Genomic DNA, 24341 nt, shown 5'->3' on the forward strand with positions numbered 1-24341 from the left:
CCAAATTATCCCCCCAAATTAGAAGGATAAATTATTAGGTTTCTCCCTGACTTTACCCTATTCATTCATATTACGATAGGTAGCCACTGCCGAGGGAGAAATGCGATTGAGGTAACGGAAAATCCAGTATTTTAAGACTGTATCCAAGATAACGGGAAAAGTGGCGATAAAGAGAAAATTAAACTGGCGATTTTCTGGTAAACCGAAATGACGACTTAATCCTTCTAGGATCACTTCCCAACCGTGGGGAGAGTGGAAACCGACAAATATATCGGTAAAGAGAATAATTAAAAAAGCTTTAGCTGAATCACTAAGATTATAGAGAATGCCATCCAGAAAAGACTTGACAATCTCGATTTCTCGACGACTAAAAGCGATAACAAAACCAAAGGCAATCAGGGAACAAATATCAGCGAAAATATTAGCGATCGCATTTAAACCTCGTTGGCGAAATTCTTCACTTATTACCGCTGCTTTTTTAGTAATTTCTACCTCGATTTCTTCGTTAGATAATTTGGGTGCTAAACCAATCATACCTCGAAAATGTAAAGCTTCCTCAAATCTTCTCAGTTCCGAAAAAGCTTCTTCTTCTAAATCCTGATTGATAAAAATAAACTGTTCCTGTTGTTGGAAATATTTATTAACCAAGGGGGTAATCAGGAAAGTTTTGGTTAATTGCTGAGTTAATAAAGGAACAATAATTAACAGTAAAATAAACTTGAGGGAAATGGCGGTTTTATAACGAGAATCGCGAAATTTCTTTAAAACTGCCTCCTCCGATTCCTCCGCTTGGGGATCTATTTCCTGTTTAATGCGATTAAAAGTATTGACAAAAGAACGGGGTAAAACCCCCGGTTTTTCCGTAGCTTTTTGGGATTTATTACTTTTGATTATTTCCTCATCTTCAATACTACCCGCTGCTAAAAAAGAGCGATTTCTAGAAGTCTTATTTTTGGCTGTTTCCTGCTCAAAATTTCTGTTCTGGATACTTTTGGGAACATCTTGAATGTCTTCTTGCCAATAATTATCTTGATATTTTCCAATAATACTATCGATAAACTGAAGTTTTTTCAGACAAACATCTGTGGTGACAGTAATCACACCATTATTAATTGTCGGTTGATTAGGTCCGAAAGTATTAACGATCGAGCGACTAGCTTTAAACTCCGTCAATCTGACTTTAATTTTTTGCAAATAACCTTTAACTTCTGCGATAAAATAGGAATTAGTGCTGCTGCCATAATTCGAGAATTCATTCGCCACTTTTCGCCCTTGAAAATGCTTATCTTCTATTTCCTTAATCTTCAAAGCTGCATGATAGGCCTCATCTAAAGAACGTTCAGGAGTTTGTAATAACCATTGATTAACACCTTGCAAAATCCGATTAAGATTCATAGGAAACAATTACTTCCACAAGGGAGAAAAGCTAGAGTACCGATCAGTTATCTTAACAAATACAATCGAGAAAAAACGATGTCAATCATACCAATTTGGATCGAAGGTGGCACGCGATCGGGAAAAACCACCGCTTTAGTCGGGGAATTTCGGCGCTGGGTGTCTCGCGATCAAGAAAAATCATCCCCCCTTCCTCGATCGATCTTAGTTTTCGCTGCCAACGATGATAATAAACGGGAATTAGCCGATCGATTAGCCATTGCTGTTAGGGGTAGCTATCCGATTCTCTGCAAAACCCCTTTAGGTTTTCTCACCGATGAAGTCATCCTGTTTTGGCCGTTAATTTTCGAGTTTTTGGGGCTAAAAGCGCAATTTCCCCGCCGATTACGCCCAGAAACGGAGCAGGAACTCGCCACCCGTCTCTGGCAACCAGCAATCGCTGAATTCTTCCAGCTTACTAGCATAAATGAATATCGTTTCGTCCGTCAAGTTCTCGATTTGTTACAATTAGCCGGCGCTAGTGGTGTTCCCGCAGAAAAGATACCCGAAAGATTAGCCGACGGATTATCAGAAACAGATTCAAAACGAGTTTTAGCGATTAATGAGCAGGAAACACCAGAAAAAGTGGGAGAATTAATCATTCAATGGCGTGATTGGTCTCTAGAACGTGGTTTATTAAGTTATGGTATCATCTACGAACTCTATTGGCGCTATTTATTTCCTGATAGTCGTTATCAACAGCAACTATTAAAACGCTTCCGGGCAGTTTTTGCGGACGATGTGGACGATTATCCAGCTATTGCCAAGGATTTACTCAGTTTTTTCCTCGATCACGATTGTTTTAGCGTTTTTACCTACAATCCCCAGGGAAAAATTCGCTTAGGATTAACTGCTGATCCCGATTATCTACAAAAATTAGAGAAACGCTGTCAAATTATGTCATTATCTACCACTGAGGGGTTAGCTGCTCAGTTTAGCGAGACTGTTCTCTCCTTAATCAGCGACGGTAACTATCTTGGCAATCTTCCCGATCAATTCATCTCCCTGCAAACCACCTCTCGCGCTGAATTGTTACGGAAGACAGCTACAGCTATTATTCAAGCAGTCAAGCAAGGAGCGGTAAAACCCGAAGAAATCGCCGTTATTGCCCCTGGTTTAGACGAAATTGCCCGTTATAGCCTGATGGAAATTTTAACCAGTGCCGGGATAGCCGTTCAACCCCTGAACGAACAACGACCCCTGATCAGTTGTCCTCTGATTCGGGGATTATTGACCCTTCTCGCCCTTGTTTATGAAAATTTGGGGCGTTTAGCCCCCCAAGAGGCTATAGCGGAAATGCTGGTGATTTTTAGCCGTTATCGCTGGGATGAAGAACAAAATTTAATTCCCGATATCGATCCGGTTCGCGCTGGATTAATTGCCGATCATTGTTATCAAGTGGATCTGGAAAATCCTCGTTTATTAGCGATCGAAACTTTTCCCCGTTGGGATCGCTTAGGACAAAAAGCTTGTACTGCCTACGAAAGAATTTGTCACTGGATCGAAGGGATGAAAAAACGGCAGCAAGAAGCCAAACTTTTCCCGATTTTTGTCTTAAATCAAGCGATCGAACAATTATTAAACGATGGAGAAAATTTGCCCTTCGATCACTTGGCAGCTTTGCGAGAATTAATGGAAACTGCCCAACATTTTTGGGAGATCGATCGCCGTTTGCGCGAGAGTGAACCCTCTTTTCAAAGTCCCAGCGAAACTATTAGTCAGTTTATCCAACTTTTGCGCCGCGGTACAATTGCTGCTAATCCCTATCCTGTGCGACAATTTATTAAATCTTCCTCAGCAGTTACTCTAGGCAATATCTTTCAATATCGTTCTTTTCGTTCTAGTCATCGTTGGCATTTTTGGCTAGATTGTTCCTCCCCACTCTGGGAACAAGGAGGTGCTGCTACTCTTTTTGCTGCGCCGATTTTTTGGCGAGAAAGTCCTTATCAACGCTGGACAACGGAAGCAGAATTAGAGGAAAATCAGGCACGTTTACAGAGAGTTTTAAGGGATTTATTAGCAAGGGTAAGCGAAAAAGTTATCCTCTGTCACAGTGATTTAGGAGTATCAGGAACTGATCAAACTGGACAACTTTTATCTTTAGTACAAGCGGCAAAAGAATATGATTACGCGCTAGAACAAAATTAACTTCTTGGTTAGGAAATGCAAAAGGGGAAATAAATAATCAGTTTTTAATAACTAGATTTAGTATAATACTAAATCCGTTGAGTAACGCACAGAAAAAGGGTTTCTCCGAGAAACCCTTTTTCTACTCATGCAAAGGGCAAAACGGAGAATAAATAATCAGTTTTTAATAACTGGATTTAGTATAAAGCCTTTTTGGGTTGTAAATTAAAAGTTACCAACTCCGAACCACACAAGGGTTCTATCCAGCACTCACATTATTTCATGTTATTAGCTGACATTAAGTGTAATAATACTTCCTGTGGTGAAGCTGGTTTGGGTCGAGGTTGTTTGGTATCAAAATCCTTAATAATTGTCGCCATTAATTTAACCATCACAGTTTCTTCTGGTAGTCGATTCTGTTTACTGATTAGATTAAGCAGGAGATAACGCACTTGCTCATATTTTTTCTCATTTTCAATAATTTTGAGTTGAAATTTAGTCAACAGTTGATTATAAGTATTGTGATCAAGTGCTAGAATCATTTTTCTTTTCGTTAGACTGAACTTTTTGGGTGTGTTATTGCTTAATTTAAACCAGTGATTTTAACCAACTGTACCAAGCATCTAAACCTTCTCCAGTGGTAGCAGAAACTTGAAAAACTTTCAGATTGGGATTAACCTGATAAGCGTAATCTAAACAGCGATCGAGGTTAAAATTAACGTAGGGTAGTAGGTCTATTTTTGTCAAAATCATGACTTGAGAAGCGTGGAACATATAGGGATATTTAATCGGTTTATCTTCTCCTTCGGTGACGGAAAGAATGACGACTTTGGCATTTTCTCCCAAATCAAATAAAGCAGGACAAACTAGATTACCGACATTTTCGATCATGACTAAAGAATTCATCGGTGGATCGAGTTCGATTAATCCTCTCTCTACCATTGATGCTTCTAAATGACAACCTGTTCCGGTGTTAATTTGGATAACCTGACAACCGGTTTCACTAATTTTTTGAGCATCATTAGCTGTAGCTTGATCTCCCTCAATGACACTGATAGGAATAGCGGTTTTTAAATCGGCAATTGTGCGAGTTAACAGGGTAGTTTTTCCCGAACCGGGGGAAGAAACCAGATTAAGAGCAACAGTTTTTCTCCCCTTCAACCAACCGCGATTTTGTGCCGCTAATAGATTATTTTTTGCCAGCAGATTTTGCTCAACTTGGAGAATATTGCCATGAATTTGAGCGTGAATTTCCGCGGGATGATGGGGATGCTCATGCTCGTGATCGTGATGGCTATGACTAATAACAGTACCATCGGCTAAAATATGTTCATGGGTTCCCGTTTGCGGATTAGTTACCGTTACTTCCGAGTTATCAGAACAACCACAGGTTACACACATAAGGATTCTGTCTCCAACGATTTAAGATTTAATTCTTGACCCTGTAAAATGATTATATTGCGACTACCACATTGATCGCAGATTCCGTAGGGATATTCTAGTTCTAGCTTATTTTCGCAATCTTGGCACTGTCCTAAACCAGAAATTTCCAGAATCTCTAACATTGCCCCCTCTATATTAGTACCTTGACAACAGGTATCAAAACAAAAAGCGATCGATTCTGGCATAATTGCCGTTAGTTTACCAATCTCTAACACCACGCGTTTAACTTTCATTCCTCGGGAATGTTCTAAAGCAAGTTCGATAATATTTTGGGTGATTCCTAGTTCGTGCATTTTCAGTTATCAGTTACCGGTTATCAGTTATCAGTGATCAGTCATCAGTGATCAGTTATCAGTTAAGTACCTAAGCAAAATTAATTACACATATCTAACCCCCTCTTGCCTTTTGCCTCTTGCCTTTTGCCTATCTTTACTAGGAAATTAATTTTGCACTACTACTTATCAGGGAAATTTCTACTAAAACCCCAAAACCCAAACTATTTGAGGGTTCACAAACGGCAAAAATAAGGATTAAATTTCCTAAAATTTGTAAATAGACTATTTAATTGATTATTATTCATTCTTAATTCTCCTGACTCCTGACTCCTGACTCTTAACCCTAACAACAAACGTTTTCAGCAAACCCTAATTAACATATTCTCGGTAATTGTTCACCGACTAACATATCGAGAATTCTGTTAGTGCCGAAGGGGGTTTTTAAGTAAACTAAATTGGGAGGAGAAGCGACGACTTCCCCGATAGAAGCGGCATTTTTACCGTCAGGATGGGAACGCATCACTGCTAAAACGCGATTTTCTGCCTCTGGAGGCACGACAAGGACTAATTTGCCCTCGTTTGCCAGATAAAGCGGTTCTAAGCCCAATAATTCGCACATTCCTCGCACTTCTTCCCGGATGGGGATCGCCGTTTCCTGCACCTGTATTCCCACCCCTGAACTTTGGGCAAATTCGTTTAAAACCGTGGCTAATCCGCCTCTAGTGGCATCCCGCATCGCTTTAACTTGCGGGCAAACGGCCAGAATTGCAGAAATTAAAGAATTCAGGGCTTGACAATCGCTTTCGATTGTGCATTGTAGGTCTAATTCGCCCCTAGCAATCAGAATGGCGGCACCGTGATCCCCCAGAAAACCGTTCAGCAAAATGCGATCGCCAACTTGTAAATTATTCGCCCCAGAATTGATTCCGGCTGGAATTACTCCCACTCCAGAGGTATTAATAAATATTTGATCCCCTTGTCCCTTGGGAACGACTTTTGTATCCCCGGTGACGATTTTTACTGCTGCTTTTTCGGCGGCTATTTTCATGCTAGTAACAATGGTTTTTAGGGTGTCGATAGATAAACCTTCTTCGAGGATAAAACTACAACTGAGATAGAGAGGAATTGCCCCACCCACAGCCAAATCATTAACGGTTCCATTGACTGCTAAACTGCCAATATCACCCCCCGGAAAGAATAGGGGAGAAACCACATAGGAATCGGTGGTAAATGCCAAGCGATCGCCTATTCCAGCTAAATCTTTAATTTCAAATCGGGCTTGATCTTCAAGGGTTGCCAGTAGGTTATTATCAAAATTACTAACAAATATCTCATTAATTAAATCTCGCATTGCGCTGCCACCACTGCCATGGGAGAGAGTGATATTTGTATCAGTGATTTTGTTTTTTTTTAATCTTAAAAAAGCTGAAGGAGTGCTAGTCATAGGTGAGGTAGAAAGTTTTCGTTTTGGTGAGTCGCTGGTCGATAGCAAATTAGGTTACACTTGATCTTGATGAGAAACGCTAGTGAAATTGAAAGACGAGCAACGCAGTACAGATTCCAGTTTAACTTCTTTTCTTCTGAGTATCTCCCCCATGTCAAGGTGCTATAGCTGACAGTGAGTCGTTATAATAGAATTTGCCGATCGCTAATTTCTCCCTCAGTAAAATTTCTATGACTGGAAGACTGAACAAACTACAACAAGATTTAAAGAACATAGAAACGGAAGTGGCAAATTTAGCCGAAAGAATGCGAGAAAAATACCGAATTTATCTTGATTTACTCGGAGAATCTCTCTATAAACAGGCGATCGGGGCAGTGTATTATATCTGTACCCGTTACTATGGGGGGGAATTTCTGGCTCTCTCCCACAGCAATCGTCAGAAACTACAAGAGGAGATCAAAACTTTGGGACAAGAGGCTAAAGCCAGTTTACAGCAATTGGGCGAGCAGAGCTTCGATCGAGGGACATTTTCAGGGGTAGGATTCTCTAAAAGTCCAGCAGAGACAGTTAATACCCCAGATTTCTTGAAACTTTTTCTAAACAAACCGGAAAATATAGCCGCAACTGGAGAGATTAATAACCCTGATATTTTACTCCATTGTTGTCGAGTGCTGGAAAAAAACTGTATTGAGATTCTTAATCATCTCTCCAAACAAATTAATCAGCAACTACAAAAAGCTTATATTCTTCCCCCTTATCTACCCAGTCAAATTATCGATATGGCAATTCAAGCGGGAGAAGAGGGACAATCCCTAGGTGGAGGAAATAATATGTTAAACATTTTAGTAGAAGCTAAAAACCCTGAACCAGAGGAAGAAAAAGATGAAGATGAAGATGAAGATGAAGATGATGGGGATGATCATGATTTTTCAAGTGGCAAAGTCACTAAAGTAACGGCAATTCATCTACGAATGGCTGAACTGGAATTTGCTGATACGCGCTTAAGTGTCGAAAGAAATCAAATTCGCTCCCTTTGGGAACAATTAAATCGTCTAGGGAAACAATATTATCGTATTCGCAAAGAATATACTATTGCTCAAGCGGAAGCGGCTTGGCGCAGTAGTTGGTATGATTAATCAGTTATGATCAAACAGAGGTATTAGGGAAACATAATACTGGGAAATTTGGAGTCAAGAGGCAATTATGAAAGGGGAAATGCCCGACTGGGTGAGATTACAAAAAGCCTTATCTATAGAAGCGGAAAAAGGTTATCCCGATCTTCAGGGAAATCAATATCGTTTTAGCGAGTTTTTGTGTCTTAGTTTCGGAGATAACCCTCCCGTGGGAATTTCCACCAGTGAGAGAAATCGCTGGCGAGAATTAGCCCAAAAATTTGCCCAATATTCCCAATTTAATCCTAGACAAAGACAACAATTAGTCACCGAAACTCGCAATTTTTTACAACAATTACGGCAAACTTTAGAAGCAACCCCTACCCCAAAAGAACCAGCTGCAGCAAAAATTATTAATACCACTCCCATCACTGCAAAAGCTCATTCTCCACGGCAAGTCACCCTCGAACAACCTTTGAAATATCTAGCGGAAGTGGGAGAGAGAAAAGCCAGTCTTTTAGAAAGATTAAACCTCCACAAAGTTGAAGATTTATTATATTATTATCCCCGGGATCATGTGGATTACAGTCGTCAAGTCAATATCGCTAATTTAACCGAGGGAGAAACGGTAACTTTAGTGGGGAATGTCAAGCGCTGTAATTGTTTTAATAGCCCCAAAAATACCAAGTTAGCTATCTTTGAATTGCTCTTACAGGATCGCACTGGACAGATAAAATTAAACCGTTTTTATGCGGGAACTCGCTATACTAATCGAGCTTGGCAAGAAGGACAAAAAAAACTCTATCCCGTCGGTTCGGTGGTGGCGGTTAGTGGTTTAGTTAAAGCGGGTAAATATGGGTTAACTTTAGAAAATCCTGAATTTGAATTATTAGACAGTTCTGGGGCAAGTATTGAGTCCTTAAAAATCGGGCGTATTCTGCCGGTTTATCCCCTCACCGATGGAGTACCCGCCGACCTAATTAGAAAGTCTGTAGTCGCCGCTTTTGGGGCAGTAGAGGCGATAAAAGACCCCCTACCTTTCGGTCTAAAAAAACAATACGGATTAATCGATTTAAAAACAGCAATTACTAACATTCATTTTCCCAATAATTCCGATATTCTCAGTCAAGCGCGACGGCGATTAGTTTTTGATGAATTCTTCTTTTTACAATTGGGTTTTCTGCGGCGGCGGCAACAGTATCGTCAGACACAGAAAAGTGCTATTTTTAGTGCTAAGGGTCAACTAATTGATCAATTTAATCAGATAATTCCCTTTCAATTAACCAATGCTCAAAAACGAGTTATTGAGGAAATTTTAGATGATTTAGATTCTAGCACCCCGATGAATCGTCTTGTGCAGGGGGATGTGGGTTCTGGCAAAACAATTGTCGGAGTTTATGCCATTTTAGCAGCCCTACAATCCGGTTATCAAGCGGCATTAATGGCTCCCACGGAAGTTTTAGCAGAACAACATTATCGTAAGTTAGTTAGCTGGTTTAATCTCTTACATTTACCCGTAGAATTATTAACTGGTTCCACAAAAACCGCTAAACGGCGAGAAATTCACGCCCAATTAGAGACAGGAGAATTACCACTTTTAGTGGGAACTCATGCCCTAATTCAAGATGCAGTTAATTTCCGCAAATTAGGTTTAGTTGTTATTGATGAACAGCATCGCTTTGGGGTACAACAAAGGGCAAGATTATTAAGCAAAGGAGAGTCTCCCCACGTTTTAACCATGACAGCAACACCGATTCCCCGTACTTTAGCTTTAACCCTGCATGGGGATTTAGATGTGAGTCAAATTGACGAATTACCCCCCGGCAGACAACCGATTCAAACCACCGCTTTAAATGGCAATCAAAGAAGGGCTGCCTATGATTTAATTCGCCGTGAAATTGCTCAAGGCAGACAAGCTTATGTGATTTTTCCCTTAATTGAAGAATCGGAAAAATTAGATGTGAGGGCTGCGGTGGAAGAATATCAAAATTTATCAGAAAAGATTTTTCCTAATTTTAATATCGGTTTACTCCATGGTCGCATGAGTTCTGCCGAAAAAGAGGAAATCTTAACAGCTTTTCGCGATAATATTCTGCAAATTATTGTCTCAACTACGGTTATCGAAGTGGGGGTGGATGTTCCCAATGCCACGGTGATGTTAATTGAAAATGCCGAACGTTTTGGCCTTTCACAATTGCATCAATTACGGGGGCGCGTGGGCAGAGGTTCCCATCAATCCTATTGTTTACTTTTAAGTGGCAGTAATAGTGCTAATTCCCGTCAAAGATTGACGGTTTTGGAACAATCCCAAGACGGCTTTTTTATCTCGGAAATGGATATGCGATTTCGCGGTCCAGGAGAAGTTTTAGGACAACGACAATCGGGTTTACCAGATTTTGCTCTCGCTAGTTTAGTGGAGGATCAAGAGGTGTTAGTTTTGGCAAGAGATGCCGCAGAAAAAATTATGTTAGATGATCCCCATTTAATCACTTTGCCCAATTTGAAACAAGCTTTAGAAGCTAAATATCAACGGATGTTAGGAGCGGATATTTTAACTTGATTTGGGGAATTATGAATTATGAATTATGAATTATGAATTGTGAATTGGGGAGTGAGGGGAGAAGGGAGAAGGCTCTTCTGGTTTCTGTGTGGAAACGGGGTCTATACTGATAGTTTCTTCAGCAAAATAGTCCTCAAAGTCTTTCTAGGTAAATATTTCACGATTCTATAAGCAAAAATTATCACACAAAGTCGAGAAGAGCCGGGAGAAGCAAATGGGGAGAATACGTCAAAGCTGTCTCCTGATAACTGATAACTGATAACTGATAACTGATTTAATTAACCAAATTTAATCATTTCTCGTCCTGCCATCACGGGTAATTCCCCTTTTAAAATCGGAATCAATGTCTCGCGAATTCTGTCCGCATCGGGGGGACATCCCGGCATAAAAATATCGATGGGAATGACTTGATGGACGGGCAGCACTTGATCTAATAATTCGGGAACGATACCGGGTTCTTCTGGTAGTTGAGGTGTGTTATCTCCTAACTCTAAATAAGCTCTTTTTAGCACGGGATCGGCAGTTCCCAACATATTCCGCATAGCGGGAACATTAGCAGTCACAGCGCAATCACCAAAAGAAACGACGGTTTTGGTATTTTGACGGACTAGATGAATTAGTTCTAAATTATCCTGATTAGCGATCGCTCCTTCCACTAAACAGACATCGACATTTTCCGGATAGGTTTTCAGATCGCAGCCGACGGGACTATACACCACGTCAACTTTTTCGGCTAATTCTAACAGCCATTCGTCCAAATCGAGGAAGGACATATGGCATCCCGAACAACCGGCTAACCAGACAGTAGCGAAGCGAATTTTACTCATAATTTTAATTCCTTGTTTGTTAGGTTTGGGCAATAGTGATTACTAGCTAATAGAAAAGCGGCTGTTTACCGAGGGGAGGGTTTTTGCCTATCTCGACAAGTTCCTGATTATCTGCAATTAAAGAAAAAAGATCGATCCCCTTCCATTCTTGCAAAAATTCACAGATTAGCTGTGGTGTCCAATTTTCACCTCTAAAAAACTTAAAATTTTTCGTGTGGACATTGAGAAAAAAATGCAAGATATTACATTGATCCTGCGCCCCGAAAATAGTCCCCTTGACTGTCCAATTATCCACACTACTGGCGTAATCCTCGATCGCCCGATCTGCCGCCGCCACACGCTCTCGGTATTGATCACAGAATTGACGAAGCATCTGGGGAAATCGCCCAACTTCGGCGAAAAGTTCGATCGCCGACCAAGCTAAATTGGTTGGTTGAGATTGATAATCCAGCAGGGATAGACAGCGATCCAAGGCTTGCAGAAAGGTCTGTTCGAGATTTGTATCATTCATAACATTATTGATTCCCTTGACGCAGTAGGACAGACCAACCATATTGAGCTTGAGCGATTTCGTGAGCAGAAGGCTGATTCATACCCTGATTGATCACTAAATCCGATTCTAAGATTTCGTGTTGTAGAAAGACGCGATCGATCGCCGTTCCCTGTCCTCGCGCCATCCTCAACCAAGCCTTTGCCATATCAATACTAGGCCAAAATTCATACTGACTGACACCGCTACCGAAAGCGTAGTCCTTTGCTCGTTGAGTTTCCTGGGCAAAAATACCGCAGTAATCGGAAATCAAGCGAATATCTTCATTCATCCCCATAATCTCGTCATACAGAGCCATTTCCGCCCGCAGATACTTGGCATAAATACCTAGATGTCCCCAACGAACGTTTTGAGAATCTACCATTTTTCGCTAACGCGTCCATTGGTGTTCAGTCCTAGCATTAACTAAAAATTCCAACTTCGATCGATCTTCCTCTTTTTCAGAAACGGCGGAACCCTTGCGGAATATTGCCCCGGTTGGACAAGCGGCAACACATTTGCCGCAGGAAGTACAGGCAGAAACGCTGCCCCAAGGCTGATCCATTCCCGCGATAATTTTATCTTTTTCGCCGCGATAAGCTAGATCCCAAACGTGCGCCCCTTCAATTTCATCACAGACTCGCACACAACGGGTACAGAGAACACAACGATTATGATCGATACCAAAAAGATGATGGGAAATATCCACTTCTCGCTTGGGAAAACGGTAGGGAAAACGACTATGATCCATACCCACTTCGATGGCTAAATCTTGTAATTCACAGTTACCATTAGCCACACAAACCGCACAAACGTGATTACCTTCAGCGAATAATAATTCCACTGTCATGCGGCGATATTCTTTCAGTTTTGGGGTATCGGTATGGACCACCATTCCTTCCGCCACTTCCGTTACACAGGCAGGTAATAATTTATTAATACCTTCAATTTCTACCAAACATAAGCGACAGGCAGCTACTTCGGAAACTCCGTCCAGATGACAGAGGGCGGGAATTTTTATTCCTACCTGACTAGCGGCTGCGAGAACTCGCGAACCCGCTTCGATCGCTACATCTTTACCATCAATGCTTAAAGTGATTACGGACATACAAATTATTCTCCTTGAGGATAATATCCCTCTCCTTCCCATAGGCCACAATTTGTGGCCAAGGGTGGGATTTTTACAGAAAGTTTTAACCTAGACAAGCGGCTAAGTCTTTTGCGGGGGTGGTAATCGGCTGCAGGTGATAGGTATCGGAGAGGAATTTCAGGACGTTAGGGGAGATAAATGCCGGTAAAGTTGGTCCCAGACGGATATTTTGAATACCTAGATGCAGCAGGGTGAGCAGTACAGCGATCGCTTTTTGTTCGTACCAAGAGATAATTAGGGAGAGGGGAATCTCATTGACGCTAACGTTAAAAGCGTTGGCTAATCCTAGGGCGATTTTGATGGCACTATAGGCATCGTTACATTGTCCCACGTCCATTAGCCGGGGTAATCCTTCGATGCTACCTAATTGCTTGTCGAAAAAGCGGAATTTTCCACAGGCAAGGGTTAAAACGATGCAATCTTCGGGGACTTGTTCCACAAATTCGGTGTAGTAATTGCGATCGGGTTTTGCGCCATCGCAGCCGCCAACTAGGAAAAAGTGACGGATTTTACCCTGTTTAAGGGCATCAACCACCGTATCAGCGACACTAAGAACGGTATTGTGGGCAAATCCTACCATTACCTGCCGAGGTTCGCTTATTTCAGTAAATCCGGGCAATGACTGCGCTTTAGCAATCACGGGACTAAAATCGATCGCACCGTCCACTGTTTCTAAGCGGTTAATATGGGCATAACCCACAGGTCCGAGGGTAAAAAGTTTACTTTCATAGTTTTCGTGGGGGGGCATGAGACAATTAGTAGTTAAAACTATTGCCCCCGGAAATTTAGCAAATTCCTTAGTTTGATTTTGCCAGGCGGTGCCATAATGACCGTAGAGATGGGGATATTTTTCTTTGAGTTTTGGATAACCGTGGGCGGGTAATAATTCTCCGTGGGTATAGACTGTTATCCCAGTATTGGCAGTTTGTGCCAGTAAAGCTGCCAATTGTTTAATATCATGACCGGAGACTAAAATGGCTTTACCTAGACGCGGATTTAAGGGAACATTTGTCGGTATGGGATGACCGTAGGTTTCGGTATGACCTTGATCTAATAATTCCATGGCCCGCAGGTTTGCCGCCCCGACTTTTAGACAGATTGCCACCCAATCATTGAGGTTTAAATCCCCCCGATCAATTGCCGCTAAAGTCTCTTGGATAACCTGATAAACTGAGTCATCCTCTTGACCTAATTCCTGAGCGTGGAAAGTATAGGAAGCCAGACCTTTAACTCCGTAGATAGCAGTTAACTTTAGGGAAAAAATATCGAGGTTTTGCACTTTTTCAATTAGTTCTAAGGATACTTCTTGACCTTGGCTAACTAGACTCTCATTAAAATTAGGCTGATAGTTGGCAAGTGCAGACCAGTCCAGCGATCCCAATTGTGCTTTTAAATTTTCTCGAATCTCTAAACAACGCTGAATATAATCAGTAAAACGCCGTTGATCAAAGTTAACATTGGTCATGGTGGCGAAAAGTGCCTCACAGGTAAAAATATCAGCTTTGCGAGTAGATATCGCCGCTTCTTTAGCTTTTAAAACCACCGATGCTAATCCCCGCAGACAATAAACTAATAAGTCTTGAACGGCGTTGACTTCGGGACTTTTTCCACAGGCTCCCCACTGATGACAACCATTACCACTAGCAGTTTGTTCGCATTGTTCACAAAACATAATTTTTCTCTCTTTTTTTCAGTAGATTGACAGATTGTCGCGATTTGTTCTACTAAATTGAATCCCGCTTTTTTGCAAGTTATTGATTAGCCTTCACCAGGCAATAATTATAGATTTTACCACTGGAAAGCTTGTCTTGACAGCCTCTCGTCTCTGAACTATGTTTTTATTCTCTCACTCTTTTTGCCGGTTGGGTTCTGATTTTAGATTTCCTCAAGAATTATCGATTAAACAATTATTTAGTTGTCTTATTTAAATTAAGTATTTTTGGTGATTTTTATGATATAATAAGCGAAATTTTCGATTTTTAGGCGGTCAATTATACTAAATACCTTGGTATAGGCTACATATCAAGAGAGGGACTCATGCAAGAGGCTTCGGCCGTGAGCTTAGCCGAACGGCAAAGGGGAGAATAAATAATCAGTCTTTGATAACCAGATTTAGTATAATTTCTGATATGTCAAATCAAGAAACTAAACCAGCATCTATTTCTCTGAATGCTAGGAAGCAATCTGTTGATTTTCCTCAAAACCCTGAACAGCCACTTCTAGTTGAAGAATTGGAATGGTCAGAAACCGAGGTCAAAGAATCTTATTATCACCTCCAACACCTTGAAAATGATTGGAATGCACCTAAAATAAATATTTATTACAAGCTTTAATCGAGGTGATTTAAAATTTTGCTTCTAGTCCAGCTTGTTTGCAAATGACATTGGCTGTTACTTTATCAATAGTACGGTGTCTTTTAATGGGAATAGTTTTTTCTCCATTGGTATAGATAGAGTGATTCCCGCCTTCCCTGAGAAGATAAAAACCATTTTCTTCAAAATATTTGATTAGATCTCTGCGTTTTACTGACATCTTAAATACTTAGATAAATTGATTCTAACAAGCATTCTTCTAGAGGAATCGGTTGGTTTTGTTGTTGATAGGCTAAAATCATTTCCAAGAGAGCATCTTTGAGCATTTCTCGACATTCTTCTAAGGTTGCTCCTTCGGTAATCACTTCTGGCCATTCTATTAGTTGTCCCATGTAACCAGAGGGAATTTTTGTATATTTAGCAGTATATTGATTGAGCATAGTTATCTCTTTTTTTATTTACTTAACTTAACCGATCATCTCCCCGAATCTGATCAAAATCTTTATCTGTTTTTGCCAGATACTGATATTTGACATCAAGACTGATGAACGATTTATTTGATTAGTGGTATTCCGAGGTCTTTGCAGATTTTATTAGCGAGAATATCCCTAATTTCCGTATGTCTTGGAATCGCAGATTTTTTATTTAATTGGGGGTTAAACCACCAAGAATGGCTAGGACTTGCTGAAAAAGTACGGGCGAAGCATTCAGATAGAAAATCTACGGTTTCACCGATAGGTTATTGTCCGAATGCTTCGCCCCTACAGGACGTGATCGATAAACTGTTTGCGTTTCATACAACAATTTTCTCTTCTTGGTAGTTTCCCCTAGTAGCGGCAATTGCTTCCTGTTTATTCAATTCTAATGCTTCGCTAAGAGTAATTTTTAGGCTTTCTAATAACTGGTCATGAGATGCTTCTTGACAGTTAACTCCCGGAATTTCTTCTATCCAACCAATCCACCAATCTCCGTCTGGCTGAATTATAGCTGTGTAGGTATTAGTCATAGAATATCTCCTTAGCTAAAATACAAATATATATTATTATACTCGATTTAGGAAACTCTGAAACCGCTCATCTCCCCGAATCTGCTCAAAATCTTTATCTGTTTTCGCCATATCCTGATATTTGACATCAAGATTGATGGCGCGTTGTAAGTTTTCGATAAGTAGTCGTGCAAAATTAATTTCCTAGTAAAGATAGGCAAAAGGCAAGAGGCAAAAGGCAAGAGGGGGTTAGATATGTGTAATTAATTTTGCTTAGGTACTTAGCTAATTCCACATTGTTTTGTAAGCCATAACAGCAAGCTTTATTGTAGTAAGCATTAAGTAGTCATGCAAAATTAATTACCCAAATAAAAAATTAAGAAGTATAATACATGAAAAAACGAAGTAGCAGGAAAATACAATGAGATTGATTAGAGACCTAAACCCCGAGAGCCAGAAAATGCTAGAGAGAATTTATCGAGCTAGTAAACATCATCAAGTAAGAGAGCGAGCGAAATGTATACTCTTAAGTTTTCAGGGAACCACGATAGAAGAATTGAGCGGAATATTTGGAGTTACGAGAAAGACCATCTATAATTGGTTGACGAACTGGGAGGATAGAAAACTAATTGGTTTTTATAATCGTCGAGGAAGAGGGAGAAAACCTAAATTGACAGAAGCCCAAGGTCAACAAGTTATTGACTGGGTAAAAGAAGAACCGAAAAGCTTAAAAAAAATCCAGATCAAAATTGTAGAAGAATGGAAATTAACCATAAGCAAAGACACGATAAAAAGACTAATAAAAAAAATCAACATGAGGTGGAAAAGGGTGAGAAGAGGGTTGGGCAAAACCCCTGATGAGTGGGAGCTTGAGGTCAAACTACCTATTTTAGAAGAACTCAAAAAACAGGAAAAAAGAGGAGAGATTGAGATAGGATATTTGGATGAAATGGGATGGGATTCAAAGCCTTGTATTCCTTATGCTTGGCAAGAAGAAAAAACCACGATAAAGTTACCACCAATTGAAGGTAAAAGACTAAATATTTTAGGAATAATGAAACGAGATAATCAATTATTTTATGAGACACAGGTCGGAACGGTTACTAGCGAGATAGTTATCAATTTTCTGGATAAATATTGCCAAAATATACAGAAAAAAACTGTCATAATAATTGACCAAGCTTCCATTCATACCAGCGATGCATTTATCGAGAAACTTGAGGAATGGGAAAAGAAAAACTTGAAAATATTTTGGTTGCCCACTTATTCACCTCATTTAAATTTAATTGAAATATTATGGAGATTTTTAAAATATGAATGGATTGAATTTAGCGCCTATAAAGACCGAAAGAGCCTCCTCGCTTACGTTAAAAAAGTGCTGGACAATTTTGGAGGCGAGTATGTAATTAATTTTGCCTAGGTACTTAGCATAATTTGAATTAATTTTAATAGCTTGATCGTAGGATGCGATCGCTTCTTCAAATCTCCCTAGATTACCTAACGCAATCCCTCGGTTGTTCCAAGCTTCATGGAAATCGGGTTTAAATTCTAAAGCTCGATCCCAGGATGCGATCGCTTCTTCAAACCTGCCTAAATCATCTAACGCATTCCCTCGGTTGTTCCAAGCTTCATGGTAATCGGGTTTAATTTCTAAAGCTTGATCATAAGATGTGATCGCTTTTTCAAATCTGCCTAAATTATCTAACGCAAACCCTCGGATCAACCAAGCTAGATGGAAATCGGGTTTAATTTCTAAAGCTCGATCCCAGGATGCGATCGCGCCAATAAAATCCCCATTGATTGCTTTCTGGTATCCTTGCTCAAACCAGAATGCGACATCCTGAACCACTTCCGTTAAATCCGTCTCCTTTGGGCCTAGATTTTCCTCCTCCACACCGGAAACATCCCTCACCGCGTCGCGTAACTGGAGGCTAATCCGTTGGGACACTTCCCCCAGATTTCCCGTCATCACCTTGCCTAAAGCCGCCAGATCCCGCCCTAAAGTTTGATAATCTTCTGGATACTGTAGCCATTCCTCGCTTTTGACCTCTAACCACCGCGCCAGCTTTTTATCGTCACAATGGCGACTGTATAGCCATCCCCGTAACCCGCCGGTAGTGGTTCCCGCCGCCACCTGCTCGAATAACCCCATCAATATCCCTTCATATTCCCCATCGCTGGGTTCTGGAGGAGTATTTTTGACTTTTTTGGGGTTAATTGCCTTTGGACTGGCAATAAAGAGCGATTTTAGCCAATTCCAGAGCTTTTTTAGTAAGGATAGCATCGAAGAAAAGCGTAAAGGAGATAAGAAAATTATATCTCTACTGCCGAAAGTCGTCCCTTTCGGGGTTCAAACTCGTCCTGAAAGGGGAAATCGACAATCGAACTTCAAGACAAGCGATAAGGCTCTCTTGGGTTTGGTGGGTAAAATGTATTTTAAGATACATTCTTCCTAGAGAGGGAGTGGAACGAACCACAAAGACACAAAGGACACAAAGATTGATCAATCATAATGTAAGTACCTAAGCAAAATTAATTACACATATCTAACCCCCTCTTGCCTTTTGCCTCTTGCCTTTTGCCTATCTTTGCTAGGAAATTAATTTTGCACGACTACTTAAGTTAAACTTATCACACACAACCTAGAAGAGCCTAGGTTTCCTAAGCTAACCTGATATGTAGCCTATACTCTACTACAGAAAACGGGTTTCTCCGAGAAATCTGTTTTCTACTCATGCAATCAGTCTTTAATAACCAGATTTAGTATTATGTCCCCTCTCAATTCTTCCTGCTCGCAAATAACGACCGTTGCCGATCCTATTTATCTAGAAATCTTTAAAAATCTCTATCAATTTATTGCCGAAGAAATGGGGATTACTCTGCAAAATACGGCAGCAAGTGTCAATATTAAAGAACGCCTAGACTTCTCCTGTGCTATCTTTGATGAGGTGGGAAATTTAATCGCTAATGCTCCTCATATTCCCGTTCATTTAGGCTCTATGGCCGATAGTGTCAAAAGCTTAATTGAGGATAAAGGGGAGACGATTCGTCCTGGAAATATTTATCTGGCTAATAATCCTTATAATGGCGGTACTCACCTCCCAGATGTTACAGTAATTAGTCCTATTTTTGACCGTCAAAATCAGGAAATATTATTTTATCTTGCCTCCCGGGGACATCAAGCTGATATCGGTGGCATTACCCCCGGTTCTATGCCTCCCCATTCTGTTCATATTAGCGAAGAAGGAATTTTATTCGATAATTTTTTGCTGGTAGCAGCGGGCCAGTTTCGGGAACAAGAATTAATTAATCACTTAACTAATAATCCTTTTCCTGCGCGCAATATTGCTCAAAATATTGCCGATTTTCAGGCACAAATAGCCGCTAATACCAAGGGGGAAAGAGAATTACATAATATGGTTGATCGCTACGGATTAGCTATGGTTAAAGCCTATCAACAATTTGTTCAAGATAATGCCGAATTAGCAGTTAGAAAAGCTATATCTGTCCTCAAAGATGGTGAATTTACCTATTATCTGGATAACGGCGCTGTCATCAAGGTAAAAATTAGCATAGATATTAATAATTGTCAAGCAACTATTGATTTTACTGGCACATCTGACCAGTTAAATAATAATTTTAATGCACCCCTGGCAGTGACAAGAGCGGCGGTTTTATACGTTTTTCGTACTCTTGTAGAGGAGGCAATTCCTCTAAATGCTGGCTGTTTTAAACCCCTCCATTTAATTATCCCATCTGGTTGTTTTCTTAATCCTGTTTATCCGGCGGCCGTGGTAGCAGGAAATGTGGAAACTTCCCAGGCAATAGTTAATACTTTATACGGTGCTTTAGGTATTCAAGCAGCCAGTCAAGGAACGATGAATAATTTCACTTTTGGCAACCAAGAATATCAATATTATGAGACTATTTGCGGCGGTTCCGGTGCTGGCGCAAATTTTGCGGGAACCGCTGCCGTACAAACCCAGATGACTAATTCCCGTCTTACGGATCCAGAAGTATTAGAAATGCGCTATCCTGTGGTAGTAGAAAGTTTTAGTATTCGCCAAGATAGTGGCGGTAAAGGACAATATTCTGGAGGTGATGGTGTAATTAGAAGGATTAAATTTCAAGAGGCGATGACTGCTAATATTTTATCTAGTAATCGCCGGATTCCCCCCTTTGGATTAGCGGGAGGAAAAGCCGGTAAAATAGGACGTAATGCCGTGGAAAGAAACGATGGAACTATCGAAGAATTGCCCGGCACTGCTACTATAGAAATGAACCCCGGTGATATTTTTATTATTGAAACCCCCGGCGGTGGTGGCTATGGAAATTGCTGAACGATAACTTTAATTTTAATTAAGTACCCAAGCAAAATCAAGTAAGTGGTTATAATTAAATTAAAGATGGATTCCCTCTTAATCTCCCCTTGATAAGGGGGGTGTCTGACGATTTACTGATTAATTTATGACAATTATCTTAGCGATCGAAACTAGTTGCGATGAAACGGCCGTGGCTATTGTTAACAATAACCAGGTGTTGAGTAGTGTGGTTTCTTCTCAAATTGATCTCCATCGTCTCTATGGCGGTGTTGTGCCAGAAATAGCCTCGCGACAACACTTAGAAACCATTAATTTTTGTCTAGAAAAAGCTTGGCAAGAAACGGGTTTAACTTGGTCAGAAATTGATGGAATAGCCGCCACAGTTGCTCCCGGTTTAGTAGGCGCTTTGATGGTGGGAATGACAGCAGCCAAAACCCTGGCTATTATCCACGATAAACCCTTTATCGGTATTCATCATCTCGAAGGTCATATCTATGCTTCCTATCTCGCTGAATCTGATCTTAAACCTCCTTTTTTATCTCTTTTAGTCTCCGGGGGTCATACCAGTTTAATCCATGTGCAGGCTTGCGGTAAATATCAACAATTAGGAACCACTAGAGATGATGCAGCCGGAGAAGCTTTTGATAAAGTGGCACGATTATTAAACTTAAGTTATCCCGGAGGTCCGATAATCGATCGCATGGCTAAAGATGGTAATCCCCAAGCTTTTCCCTTACCTGAAGGTAAAATATCTTTACCAACTGGCGGTTTTCATGCCTACGATTCCAGTTTTAGCGGTTTAAAAACGGCTGTTTTGCGCTTAGTAGAGAAATTCGAGCCAGATAATTTACCTGTAGCTGATATAGCCGCTAGTTTTCAAGATACGGTAGCCAGAAGTTTAACCCGTCGGACAATCAATTGTGCCTTAGATTATGGCTTAAAAACTATTGCGATCGGGGGAGGAGTGGCTGCTAATAGTGCCTTAAGAAATCATCTGGAAACTGCCGCCAAAAATCATGATTTAACCGTCTATTTTCCGCCGCTCAAACTCTGTACCGATAACGCCGCTATGATTGCTTGTGCTGCTGTTGATCATTATGATCTTGGTCATTTTTCTGACCTTTCTCTCGGTGTTCGTTCCCGTTTACCTTTAAGCGAAGTTATGCAATTATATAATACGTCAGATTTTTAGCTATCAGCCGTCAGTATTCAGTATTCAGAATTGAGGAGATTGCTTTTATCTATTCTCCCCATCACCCCACCACCCCACTTCATAATTCATAATTCATAATTTATAATGTTTGGCTTTTTAAATCTCAATAAACCCCCCGATTGGACTTCTCACGATTGCGTGGCCAAAGTCCGCAAAATTCTGAAGACTAAAAGAGTCGGCCATGGGGGAACTTTAGATCCTATGGCTACGGGAGTTTTACCGATCGCCGTCGGTGCTGCCACCCGATTACTGCCCTATTTACCCGAAAATAAGGCTTATCGGGCAAAAATCCAGTTAGGACTCAGCACCGATACCGATGATATTACGGGAAAAGCGATCGCCACTTGTCCCTGTGCCGATTTAACTTTAGAGGAAGTTAAGCCTTATTTAGCGGAATTTATTGGCAATATTACCCAGATTCCGCCGATGTATAGTGCTATTCACAAAGATGGTCGCCGTCTCTACGAATTGGCGCGCAAAGGGGCAATAATCGCAGTGGAGCCTCGTCAGGTCAAAATTGACCAAATTACGGTTTTAGGCTGGTTAGATGGCGAATTTCCACAAATGGAGCTAGATATTCACTGTGGATCGGGGACTTATATCCGTTCCCTGGCCAGAGATTTGGGCAAGGTGTTAGCTGTGGGTGGCACTTTAGCCAGTTTAACTCGCACGGAAAGCTGTGGTTTTCAATTAGCTGATAGTATTAACCTGGAAGCTTTAATGGCTAATTCCGAGGGTTTAATTTCGCCGCGCATTGCCTTGGCACATCTAGACTGGATTTCTTTGACACCAGAGAGGGTTATCGATTGGTTTCACGGTAGAAAAATTAATCTCACCGATACAAATGTTATGAGCAGTTCTCTCGTTGCTGTGGAGTCTTTAGAGGCTCAATTTCTCGGCATTGGTGAGATAGTTGTCGCAGAAGATGAATACTATCTACAGCCTAAAATAGTTATTCAGCAATAGGGGTAATATATGGGTATATCTCAGTTTTATAGAAATGTCTATATTACATTTTGGGCGCAGGCAATTGGCGCAATAATATTATTGTAGGGGCGAATTGCATTCGCCCTCCGGAAAGAGGCAACAGGAAAGGGAAAAATATGTATAATTGATTCTCTCTGGGTACTTAATAAATACTTTTTCTACATCTTAAGTATGCTTATCTGGACAAACTAAGCTTTTTTATCAACAGTATAAACCCACTGATTGTGATTTTTTTTTGCCACGATTTTTTTAGAAGCAACCAAAGATTTTAGACAAAGATTGAGCATAGAAACAGGACGATTTAAGCGTTGGCTCAATTCTTGAACTGTAATTCCTTGGGGATAAAACTGCATAAGTTCAAAAATTTGTGCGCTAGTATTTAATCCTTTTGTCGGACTAATAATCTTGATAGCCAAGGCTAGTAATCGGGAGAAACGACAGGCCATTAGACCCTTGTTTATCGCTGCTTTGTTCCGATCAATCTAGCCTTTTTTTCGAGAATTTATCAGGGTTTAAAGTGTTAATAAAACCCTGACGAAAATCGAGATTAATTTGTTCCCATAATCTCTTGAACAGCAGATAAAAGGCGATCAATCTCCTCATCAGTGCCGATAGAAATCCGCACATAATTCTGAATGCGAGGATGTTTAAAGTATCGCACTAATATCTGACGCCCTTTCAGTTGATTATATAACTCACTGGCACTAATGTGCGGGGGAGAAGCGAGGATAAAATTAGCTTCCGAGTCAAAGACAATAAATCCCAAATCGCGCAAAGAAGTAATTAAACGGCTGCGGGTTTGACAGACTTTTTGCCAAACTTGCTCAAAATAATTATGGTGTTTTAAAGCTGCTGTGGCTAAAGTTTGAGCAATCCGATCTAAATTATAGGAATCACGCACCTTATCCATCTGTTCGATAATGGCCCCAGAAGCAAAACCGAAACCGACTCTTAACCCCGCTAAACTATAACTTTTCGACATGGTGCGACTAATGATGACATTATCGTAACGGGAGAGAAAATCGAGATGATTGTCATCACTAAAATCCACATAAGCTTCATCAATTAATACCAATCCCGACGCATTAGCACAGGTTGCTTCTAAATAGTCGCGATCAAGATTTTTACCGAGGGGAGGATTAGGAGAAGCGAGAAAAATTAATTTCGCTTCTGGACAAATAACCGGTCCCGCTAATTCAAATTGATCATTAGTGGTAAATTCGATAATATTTGCCCCGTGTACCCGAGCAATTGTCTCGTAAAGGGAATAGGTTAAATCCAAAAAAGCAACGCTTTCACCGGGGTTAACAAAGGTACGCAGGGCGATATTGAGGATATCATCAGAGCCATTACCCGCGATTATCTGATTGGCTGTTATGCCGTATAATTCCGCCGCCGTTTGCCGTAACTCTTTGGAGATAGGATCGGGATAGAGTCGGACTTTCTCTAATTGCTCTTGCAAGGGGGCAAAAATTTCCGCCGGTGGGGGATAGGGGTTCTCATTGGTGTTAAGTTTGGTAAATCCCGCGCTTTGGGGCTGTTCTCCCGGAGTGTAAGCGGGGGTTTGACGAACACAATCGCGTGTAGGTAGCATGAACTCTCTGGGGCGGCAATTTCTAGC

Annotated in this window: 23 protein-coding genes and 3 pseudogenes; 8 read left to right on the forward strand and 18 right to left on the reverse strand. The window is 40.7% G+C overall.

Annotated features, from left to right (window positions below):
- Positions 1–57: 57 nt before the first annotated feature.
- Positions 58–1395 (reverse strand): proton extrusion protein PcxA, encoded by a 1338-nt coding sequence (locus tag ACE3JL_RS16040; RefSeq protein WP_375327911.1) that lies wholly within the window; start codon positions 1393–1395, stop codon positions 58–60.
- Between the two features lie 78 nt (positions 1396–1473).
- On the opposite strand from ACE3JL_RS16040, the gene ACE3JL_RS16045 reads away from it, so the two are divergent.
- Positions 1474–3582, forward strand: a complete 2109-nt coding sequence (locus ACE3JL_RS16045; protein WP_375327912.1) for a recombinase family protein — start codon at positions 1474–1476, stop codon at positions 3580–3582.
- A gap of 257 nt (positions 3583–3839) precedes the next feature.
- On the opposite strand, the pseudogene ACE3JL_RS16050 reads toward ACE3JL_RS16045, so the two are convergent.
- The 4 genes and pseudogenes from ACE3JL_RS16050 to hypE form a co-directional block, all read right to left on the reverse strand.
- A pseudogene (locus tag ACE3JL_RS16050) lies at positions 3840–4103 on the reverse strand (transcriptional regulator); the annotation flags it as partial.
- Between the two features lie 46 nt (positions 4104–4149).
- Complete coding sequence (hypB, locus tag ACE3JL_RS16055) at positions 4150–4962, reverse strand: hydrogenase nickel incorporation protein HypB (protein ID WP_002780168.1); 813 nt, start codon at positions 4960–4962, stop codon at positions 4150–4152.
- Positions 4953–5297, reverse strand: a complete 345-nt coding sequence (locus tag ACE3JL_RS16060; protein WP_271989364.1) for a hydrogenase maturation nickel metallochaperone HypA — start codon at positions 5295–5297, stop codon at positions 4953–4955. Before ACE3JL_RS16060 ends, hypB begins: the two co-directional genes overlap by 10 nt.
- A gap of 355 nt (positions 5298–5652) precedes the next feature.
- On the reverse strand, positions 5653–6723 hold the full coding sequence (gene hypE / locus ACE3JL_RS16065) for a hydrogenase expression/formation protein HypE (protein WP_271989366.1): 1071 nt from the start codon (positions 6721–6723) through the stop codon (positions 5653–5655).
- A gap of 230 nt (positions 6724–6953) precedes the next feature.
- Here hypE and ACE3JL_RS16070 point away from each other — a divergent pair, with 230 nt between their 5' ends.
- Both ACE3JL_RS16070 and recG read left to right on the forward strand, forming a co-directional pair.
- Positions 6954–7859 carry a hypothetical protein gene (locus ACE3JL_RS16070; protein WP_271989369.1) on the forward strand — a complete coding sequence of 302 codons (906 nt, stop codon included), beginning with the start codon at positions 6954–6956 and terminating at the stop codon, positions 7857–7859.
- Between the two features lie 67 nt (positions 7860–7926).
- Positions 7927–10395: an ATP-dependent DNA helicase RecG gene (gene recG / locus ACE3JL_RS16075; RefSeq protein ID WP_375327913.1), complete on the forward strand. Its 2469-nt coding sequence runs from the start codon at positions 7927–7929 to the stop codon at positions 10393–10395.
- A gap of 278 nt (positions 10396–10673) precedes the next feature.
- Here recG and ACE3JL_RS16080 read toward each other — a convergent pair whose 3' ends face one another.
- The 5 genes from ACE3JL_RS16080 to hcp form a co-directional block, all read right to left on the reverse strand.
- Positions 10674–11222: an oxidoreductase gene (locus ACE3JL_RS16080; RefSeq protein ID WP_002740992.1), complete on the reverse strand. Its 549-nt coding sequence runs from the start codon at positions 11220–11222 to the stop codon at positions 10674–10676.
- Positions 11223–11268: 46 nt separating this feature from the next.
- The gene (locus ACE3JL_RS16085; RefSeq protein ID WP_271989235.1) at positions 11269–11733 is read right to left on the reverse strand and encodes a hypothetical protein; all 465 of its coding nucleotides are present in this window, start codon (positions 11731–11733) and stop codon (positions 11269–11271) included.
- A 4-nt stretch (positions 11734–11737) separates the two neighbouring features.
- Positions 11738–12136 carry a hypothetical protein gene (locus ACE3JL_RS16090; RefSeq protein ID WP_193957388.1) on the reverse strand — a complete coding sequence of 133 codons (399 nt, stop codon included), beginning with the start codon at positions 12134–12136 and terminating at the stop codon, positions 11738–11740.
- A gap of 6 nt (positions 12137–12142) precedes the next feature.
- Complete coding sequence (gene hoxU / locus ACE3JL_RS16095; protein WP_002734546.1) at positions 12143–12859, reverse strand: bidirectional hydrogenase complex protein HoxU; 717 nt, start codon at positions 12857–12859, stop codon at positions 12143–12145.
- 85 nt (positions 12860–12944) lie between these two features.
- Entirely contained in the window at positions 12945–14573 is a 1629-nt protein-coding gene (gene hcp / locus ACE3JL_RS16100) for a hydroxylamine reductase (protein ID WP_271989238.1), read from the reverse strand.
- Positions 14574–15030: 457 nt separating this feature from the next.
- Here hcp and ACE3JL_RS16105 point away from each other — a divergent pair, with 457 nt between their 5' ends.
- On the forward strand, positions 15031–15234 hold the full coding sequence (locus ACE3JL_RS16105; protein WP_043999686.1) for a hypothetical protein: 204 nt from the start codon (positions 15031–15033) through the stop codon (positions 15232–15234).
- A gap of 10 nt (positions 15235–15244) precedes the next feature.
- Here the strand turns inward: ACE3JL_RS16105 and ACE3JL_RS16110 are convergent, their stop codons facing one another.
- The 4 genes and pseudogenes from ACE3JL_RS16110 to ACE3JL_RS16125 form a co-directional block, all read right to left on the reverse strand.
- Positions 15245–15433 (reverse strand): type II toxin-antitoxin system HicA family toxin, encoded by a 189-nt coding sequence (locus ACE3JL_RS16110; protein WP_002780187.1) that lies wholly within the window; start codon positions 15431–15433, stop codon positions 15245–15247.
- Between the two features lies 1 nt (position 15434).
- The gene (locus ACE3JL_RS16115) at positions 15435–15653 is read right to left on the reverse strand and encodes a type II toxin-antitoxin system HicB family antitoxin (RefSeq protein WP_190359323.1); all 219 of its coding nucleotides are present in this window, start codon (positions 15651–15653) and stop codon (positions 15435–15437) included.
- Positions 15654–16006: 353 nt separating this feature from the next.
- Complete coding sequence (locus ACE3JL_RS16120; protein WP_002740982.1) at positions 16007–16219, reverse strand: hypothetical protein; 213 nt, start codon at positions 16217–16219, stop codon at positions 16007–16009.
- A 36-nt stretch (positions 16220–16255) separates the two neighbouring features.
- A pseudogene (locus ACE3JL_RS16125) lies at positions 16256–16538 on the reverse strand (hypothetical protein); the annotation flags it as partial.
- Between the two features lie 81 nt (positions 16539–16619).
- Between ACE3JL_RS16125 and ACE3JL_RS16130 the strand changes: the two are divergent.
- On the forward strand, positions 16620–17618 hold the full coding sequence (locus ACE3JL_RS16130; RefSeq protein ID WP_375327663.1) for an IS630 family transposase: 999 nt from the start codon (positions 16620–16622) through the stop codon (positions 17616–17618).
- Between the two features lie 9 nt (positions 17619–17627).
- Here the strand turns inward: ACE3JL_RS16130 and ACE3JL_RS16135 are convergent.
- Both ACE3JL_RS16135 and ACE3JL_RS16140 read right to left on the reverse strand, forming a co-directional pair.
- Positions 17628–18482, reverse strand: a pseudogene (locus ACE3JL_RS16135) (tetratricopeptide repeat protein); the annotation flags it as partial.
- Positions 18483–18519: 37 nt separating this feature from the next.
- Positions 18520–18705 carry a hypothetical protein gene (locus ACE3JL_RS16140; RefSeq protein WP_375327914.1) on the reverse strand — a complete coding sequence of 62 codons (186 nt, stop codon included), beginning with the start codon at positions 18703–18705 and terminating at the stop codon, positions 18520–18522.
- A gap of 261 nt (positions 18706–18966) precedes the next feature.
- Here ACE3JL_RS16140 and ACE3JL_RS16145 point away from each other — a divergent pair, with 261 nt between their 5' ends.
- From ACE3JL_RS16145 to truB, 3 genes are all read left to right on the forward strand, one after another.
- Entirely contained in the window at positions 18967–20538 is a 1572-nt protein-coding gene (locus ACE3JL_RS16145; protein ID WP_375327915.1) for a hydantoinase B/oxoprolinase family protein, read from the forward strand.
- A gap of 127 nt (positions 20539–20665) precedes the next feature.
- On the forward strand, positions 20666–21712 hold the full coding sequence (tsaD, locus tag ACE3JL_RS16150; RefSeq protein WP_150975165.1) for a tRNA (adenosine(37)-N6)-threonylcarbamoyltransferase complex transferase subunit TsaD: 1047 nt from the start codon (positions 20666–20668) through the stop codon (positions 21710–21712).
- A gap of 105 nt (positions 21713–21817) precedes the next feature.
- On the forward strand, positions 21818–22699 hold the full coding sequence (truB, locus tag ACE3JL_RS16155) for a tRNA pseudouridine(55) synthase TruB (RefSeq protein WP_375327916.1): 882 nt from the start codon (positions 21818–21820) through the stop codon (positions 22697–22699).
- Between the two features lie 209 nt (positions 22700–22908).
- On the opposite strand, the gene ACE3JL_RS16160 is transcribed toward truB, so the two are convergent.
- Both ACE3JL_RS16160 and hisC read right to left on the reverse strand, forming a co-directional pair.
- Positions 22909–23166: a winged helix-turn-helix domain-containing protein gene (locus ACE3JL_RS16160; RefSeq protein WP_185238555.1), complete on the reverse strand. Its 258-nt coding sequence runs from the start codon at positions 23164–23166 to the stop codon at positions 22909–22911.
- Between the two features lie 101 nt (positions 23167–23267).
- On the reverse strand, positions 23268–24314 hold the full coding sequence (gene hisC, locus ACE3JL_RS16165) for a histidinol-phosphate transaminase (protein WP_375327917.1): 1047 nt from the start codon (positions 24312–24314) through the stop codon (positions 23268–23270).
- Positions 24315–24341: the final 27 nt, after the last annotated feature.

Source organism: Microcystis sp. BLCC-F210, from assembly GCF_042134685.1.
Taxonomy (GTDB): domain Bacteria; phylum Cyanobacteriota; class Cyanobacteriia; order Cyanobacteriales; family Microcystaceae; genus Microcystis; species Microcystis aeruginosa_D.

Bases quoted from the DNA above. Each gene is read 5' to 3' on its own strand.
- hcp (WP_271989238.1), bottom strand. From the start codon at position 14,573: ATGTTTTGTGAACAATGCGAACAAACTGCTAGTGGTAATGGTTGTCAT.
- ACE3JL_RS16105 (WP_043999686.1), top strand. From the start codon at position 15,031: ATGTCAAATCAAGAAACTAAACCAGCATCTATTTCTCTGAATGCTAGG.
- tsaD (WP_150975165.1), top strand. From the start codon at position 20,666: ATGACAATTATCTTAGCGATCGAAACTAGTTGCGATGAAACGGCCGTG.
- ACE3JL_RS16090 (WP_193957388.1), bottom strand. From the start codon at position 12,136: ATGGTAGATTCTCAAAACGTTCGTTGGGGACATCTAGGTATTTATGCC.
- ACE3JL_RS16070 (WP_271989369.1), top strand. From the start codon at position 6,954: ATGACTGGAAGACTGAACAAACTACAACAAGATTTAAAGAACATAGAA.
- ACE3JL_RS16080 (WP_002740992.1), bottom strand. From the start codon at position 11,222: ATGAGTAAAATTCGCTTCGCTACTGTCTGGTTAGCCGGTTGTTCGGGA.
- ACE3JL_RS16130 (WP_375327663.1), top strand. From the start codon at position 16,620: ATGAGATTGATTAGAGACCTAAACCCCGAGAGCCAGAAAATGCTAGAG.
- hoxU (WP_002734546.1), bottom strand. From the start codon at position 12,859: ATGTCCGTAATCACTTTAAGCATTGATGGTAAAGATGTAGCGATCGAA.
- ACE3JL_RS16115 (WP_190359323.1), bottom strand. From the start codon at position 15,653: ATGCTCAATCAATATACTGCTAAATATACAAAAATTCCCTCTGGTTAC.
- ACE3JL_RS16045 (WP_375327912.1), top strand. From the start codon at position 1,474: ATGTCAATCATACCAATTTGGATCGAAGGTGGCACGCGATCGGGAAAA.
- ACE3JL_RS16120 (WP_002740982.1), bottom strand. From the start codon at position 16,219: ATGACTAATACCTACACAGCTATAATTCAGCCAGACGGAGATTGGTGG.
- truB (WP_375327916.1), top strand. From the start codon at position 21,818: ATGTTTGGCTTTTTAAATCTCAATAAACCCCCCGATTGGACTTCTCAC.
- ACE3JL_RS16145 (WP_375327915.1), top strand. From the start codon at position 18,967: ATGTCCCCTCTCAATTCTTCCTGCTCGCAAATAACGACCGTTGCCGAT.
- hypB (WP_002780168.1), bottom strand. From the start codon at position 4,962: ATGTGTGTAACCTGTGGTTGTTCTGATAACTCGGAAGTAACGGTAACT.
- ACE3JL_RS16110 (WP_002780187.1), bottom strand. From the start codon at position 15,433: ATGTCAGTAAAACGCAGAGATCTAATCAAATATTTTGAAGAAAATGGT.
- hisC (WP_375327917.1), bottom strand. From the start codon at position 24,314: ATGCTACCTACACGCGATTGTGTTCGTCAAACCCCCGCTTACACTCCG.
- ACE3JL_RS16085 (WP_271989235.1), bottom strand. From the start codon at position 11,733: ATGAATGATACAAATCTCGAACAGACCTTTCTGCAAGCCTTGGATCGC.
- ACE3JL_RS16160 (WP_185238555.1), bottom strand. From the start codon at position 23,166: ATGGCCTGTCGTTTCTCCCGATTACTAGCCTTGGCTATCAAGATTATT.
- hypE (WP_271989366.1), bottom strand. From the start codon at position 6,723: ATGACTAGCACTCCTTCAGCTTTTTTAAGATTAAAAAAAAACAAAATC.
- ACE3JL_RS16060 (WP_271989364.1), bottom strand. From the start codon at position 5,297: ATGCACGAACTAGGAATCACCCAAAATATTATCGAACTTGCTTTAGAA.
- recG (WP_375327913.1), top strand. From the start codon at position 7,927: ATGAAAGGGGAAATGCCCGACTGGGTGAGATTACAAAAAGCCTTATCT.
- ACE3JL_RS16040 (WP_375327911.1), bottom strand. From the start codon at position 1,395: ATGAATCTTAATCGGATTTTGCAAGGTGTTAATCAATGGTTATTACAA.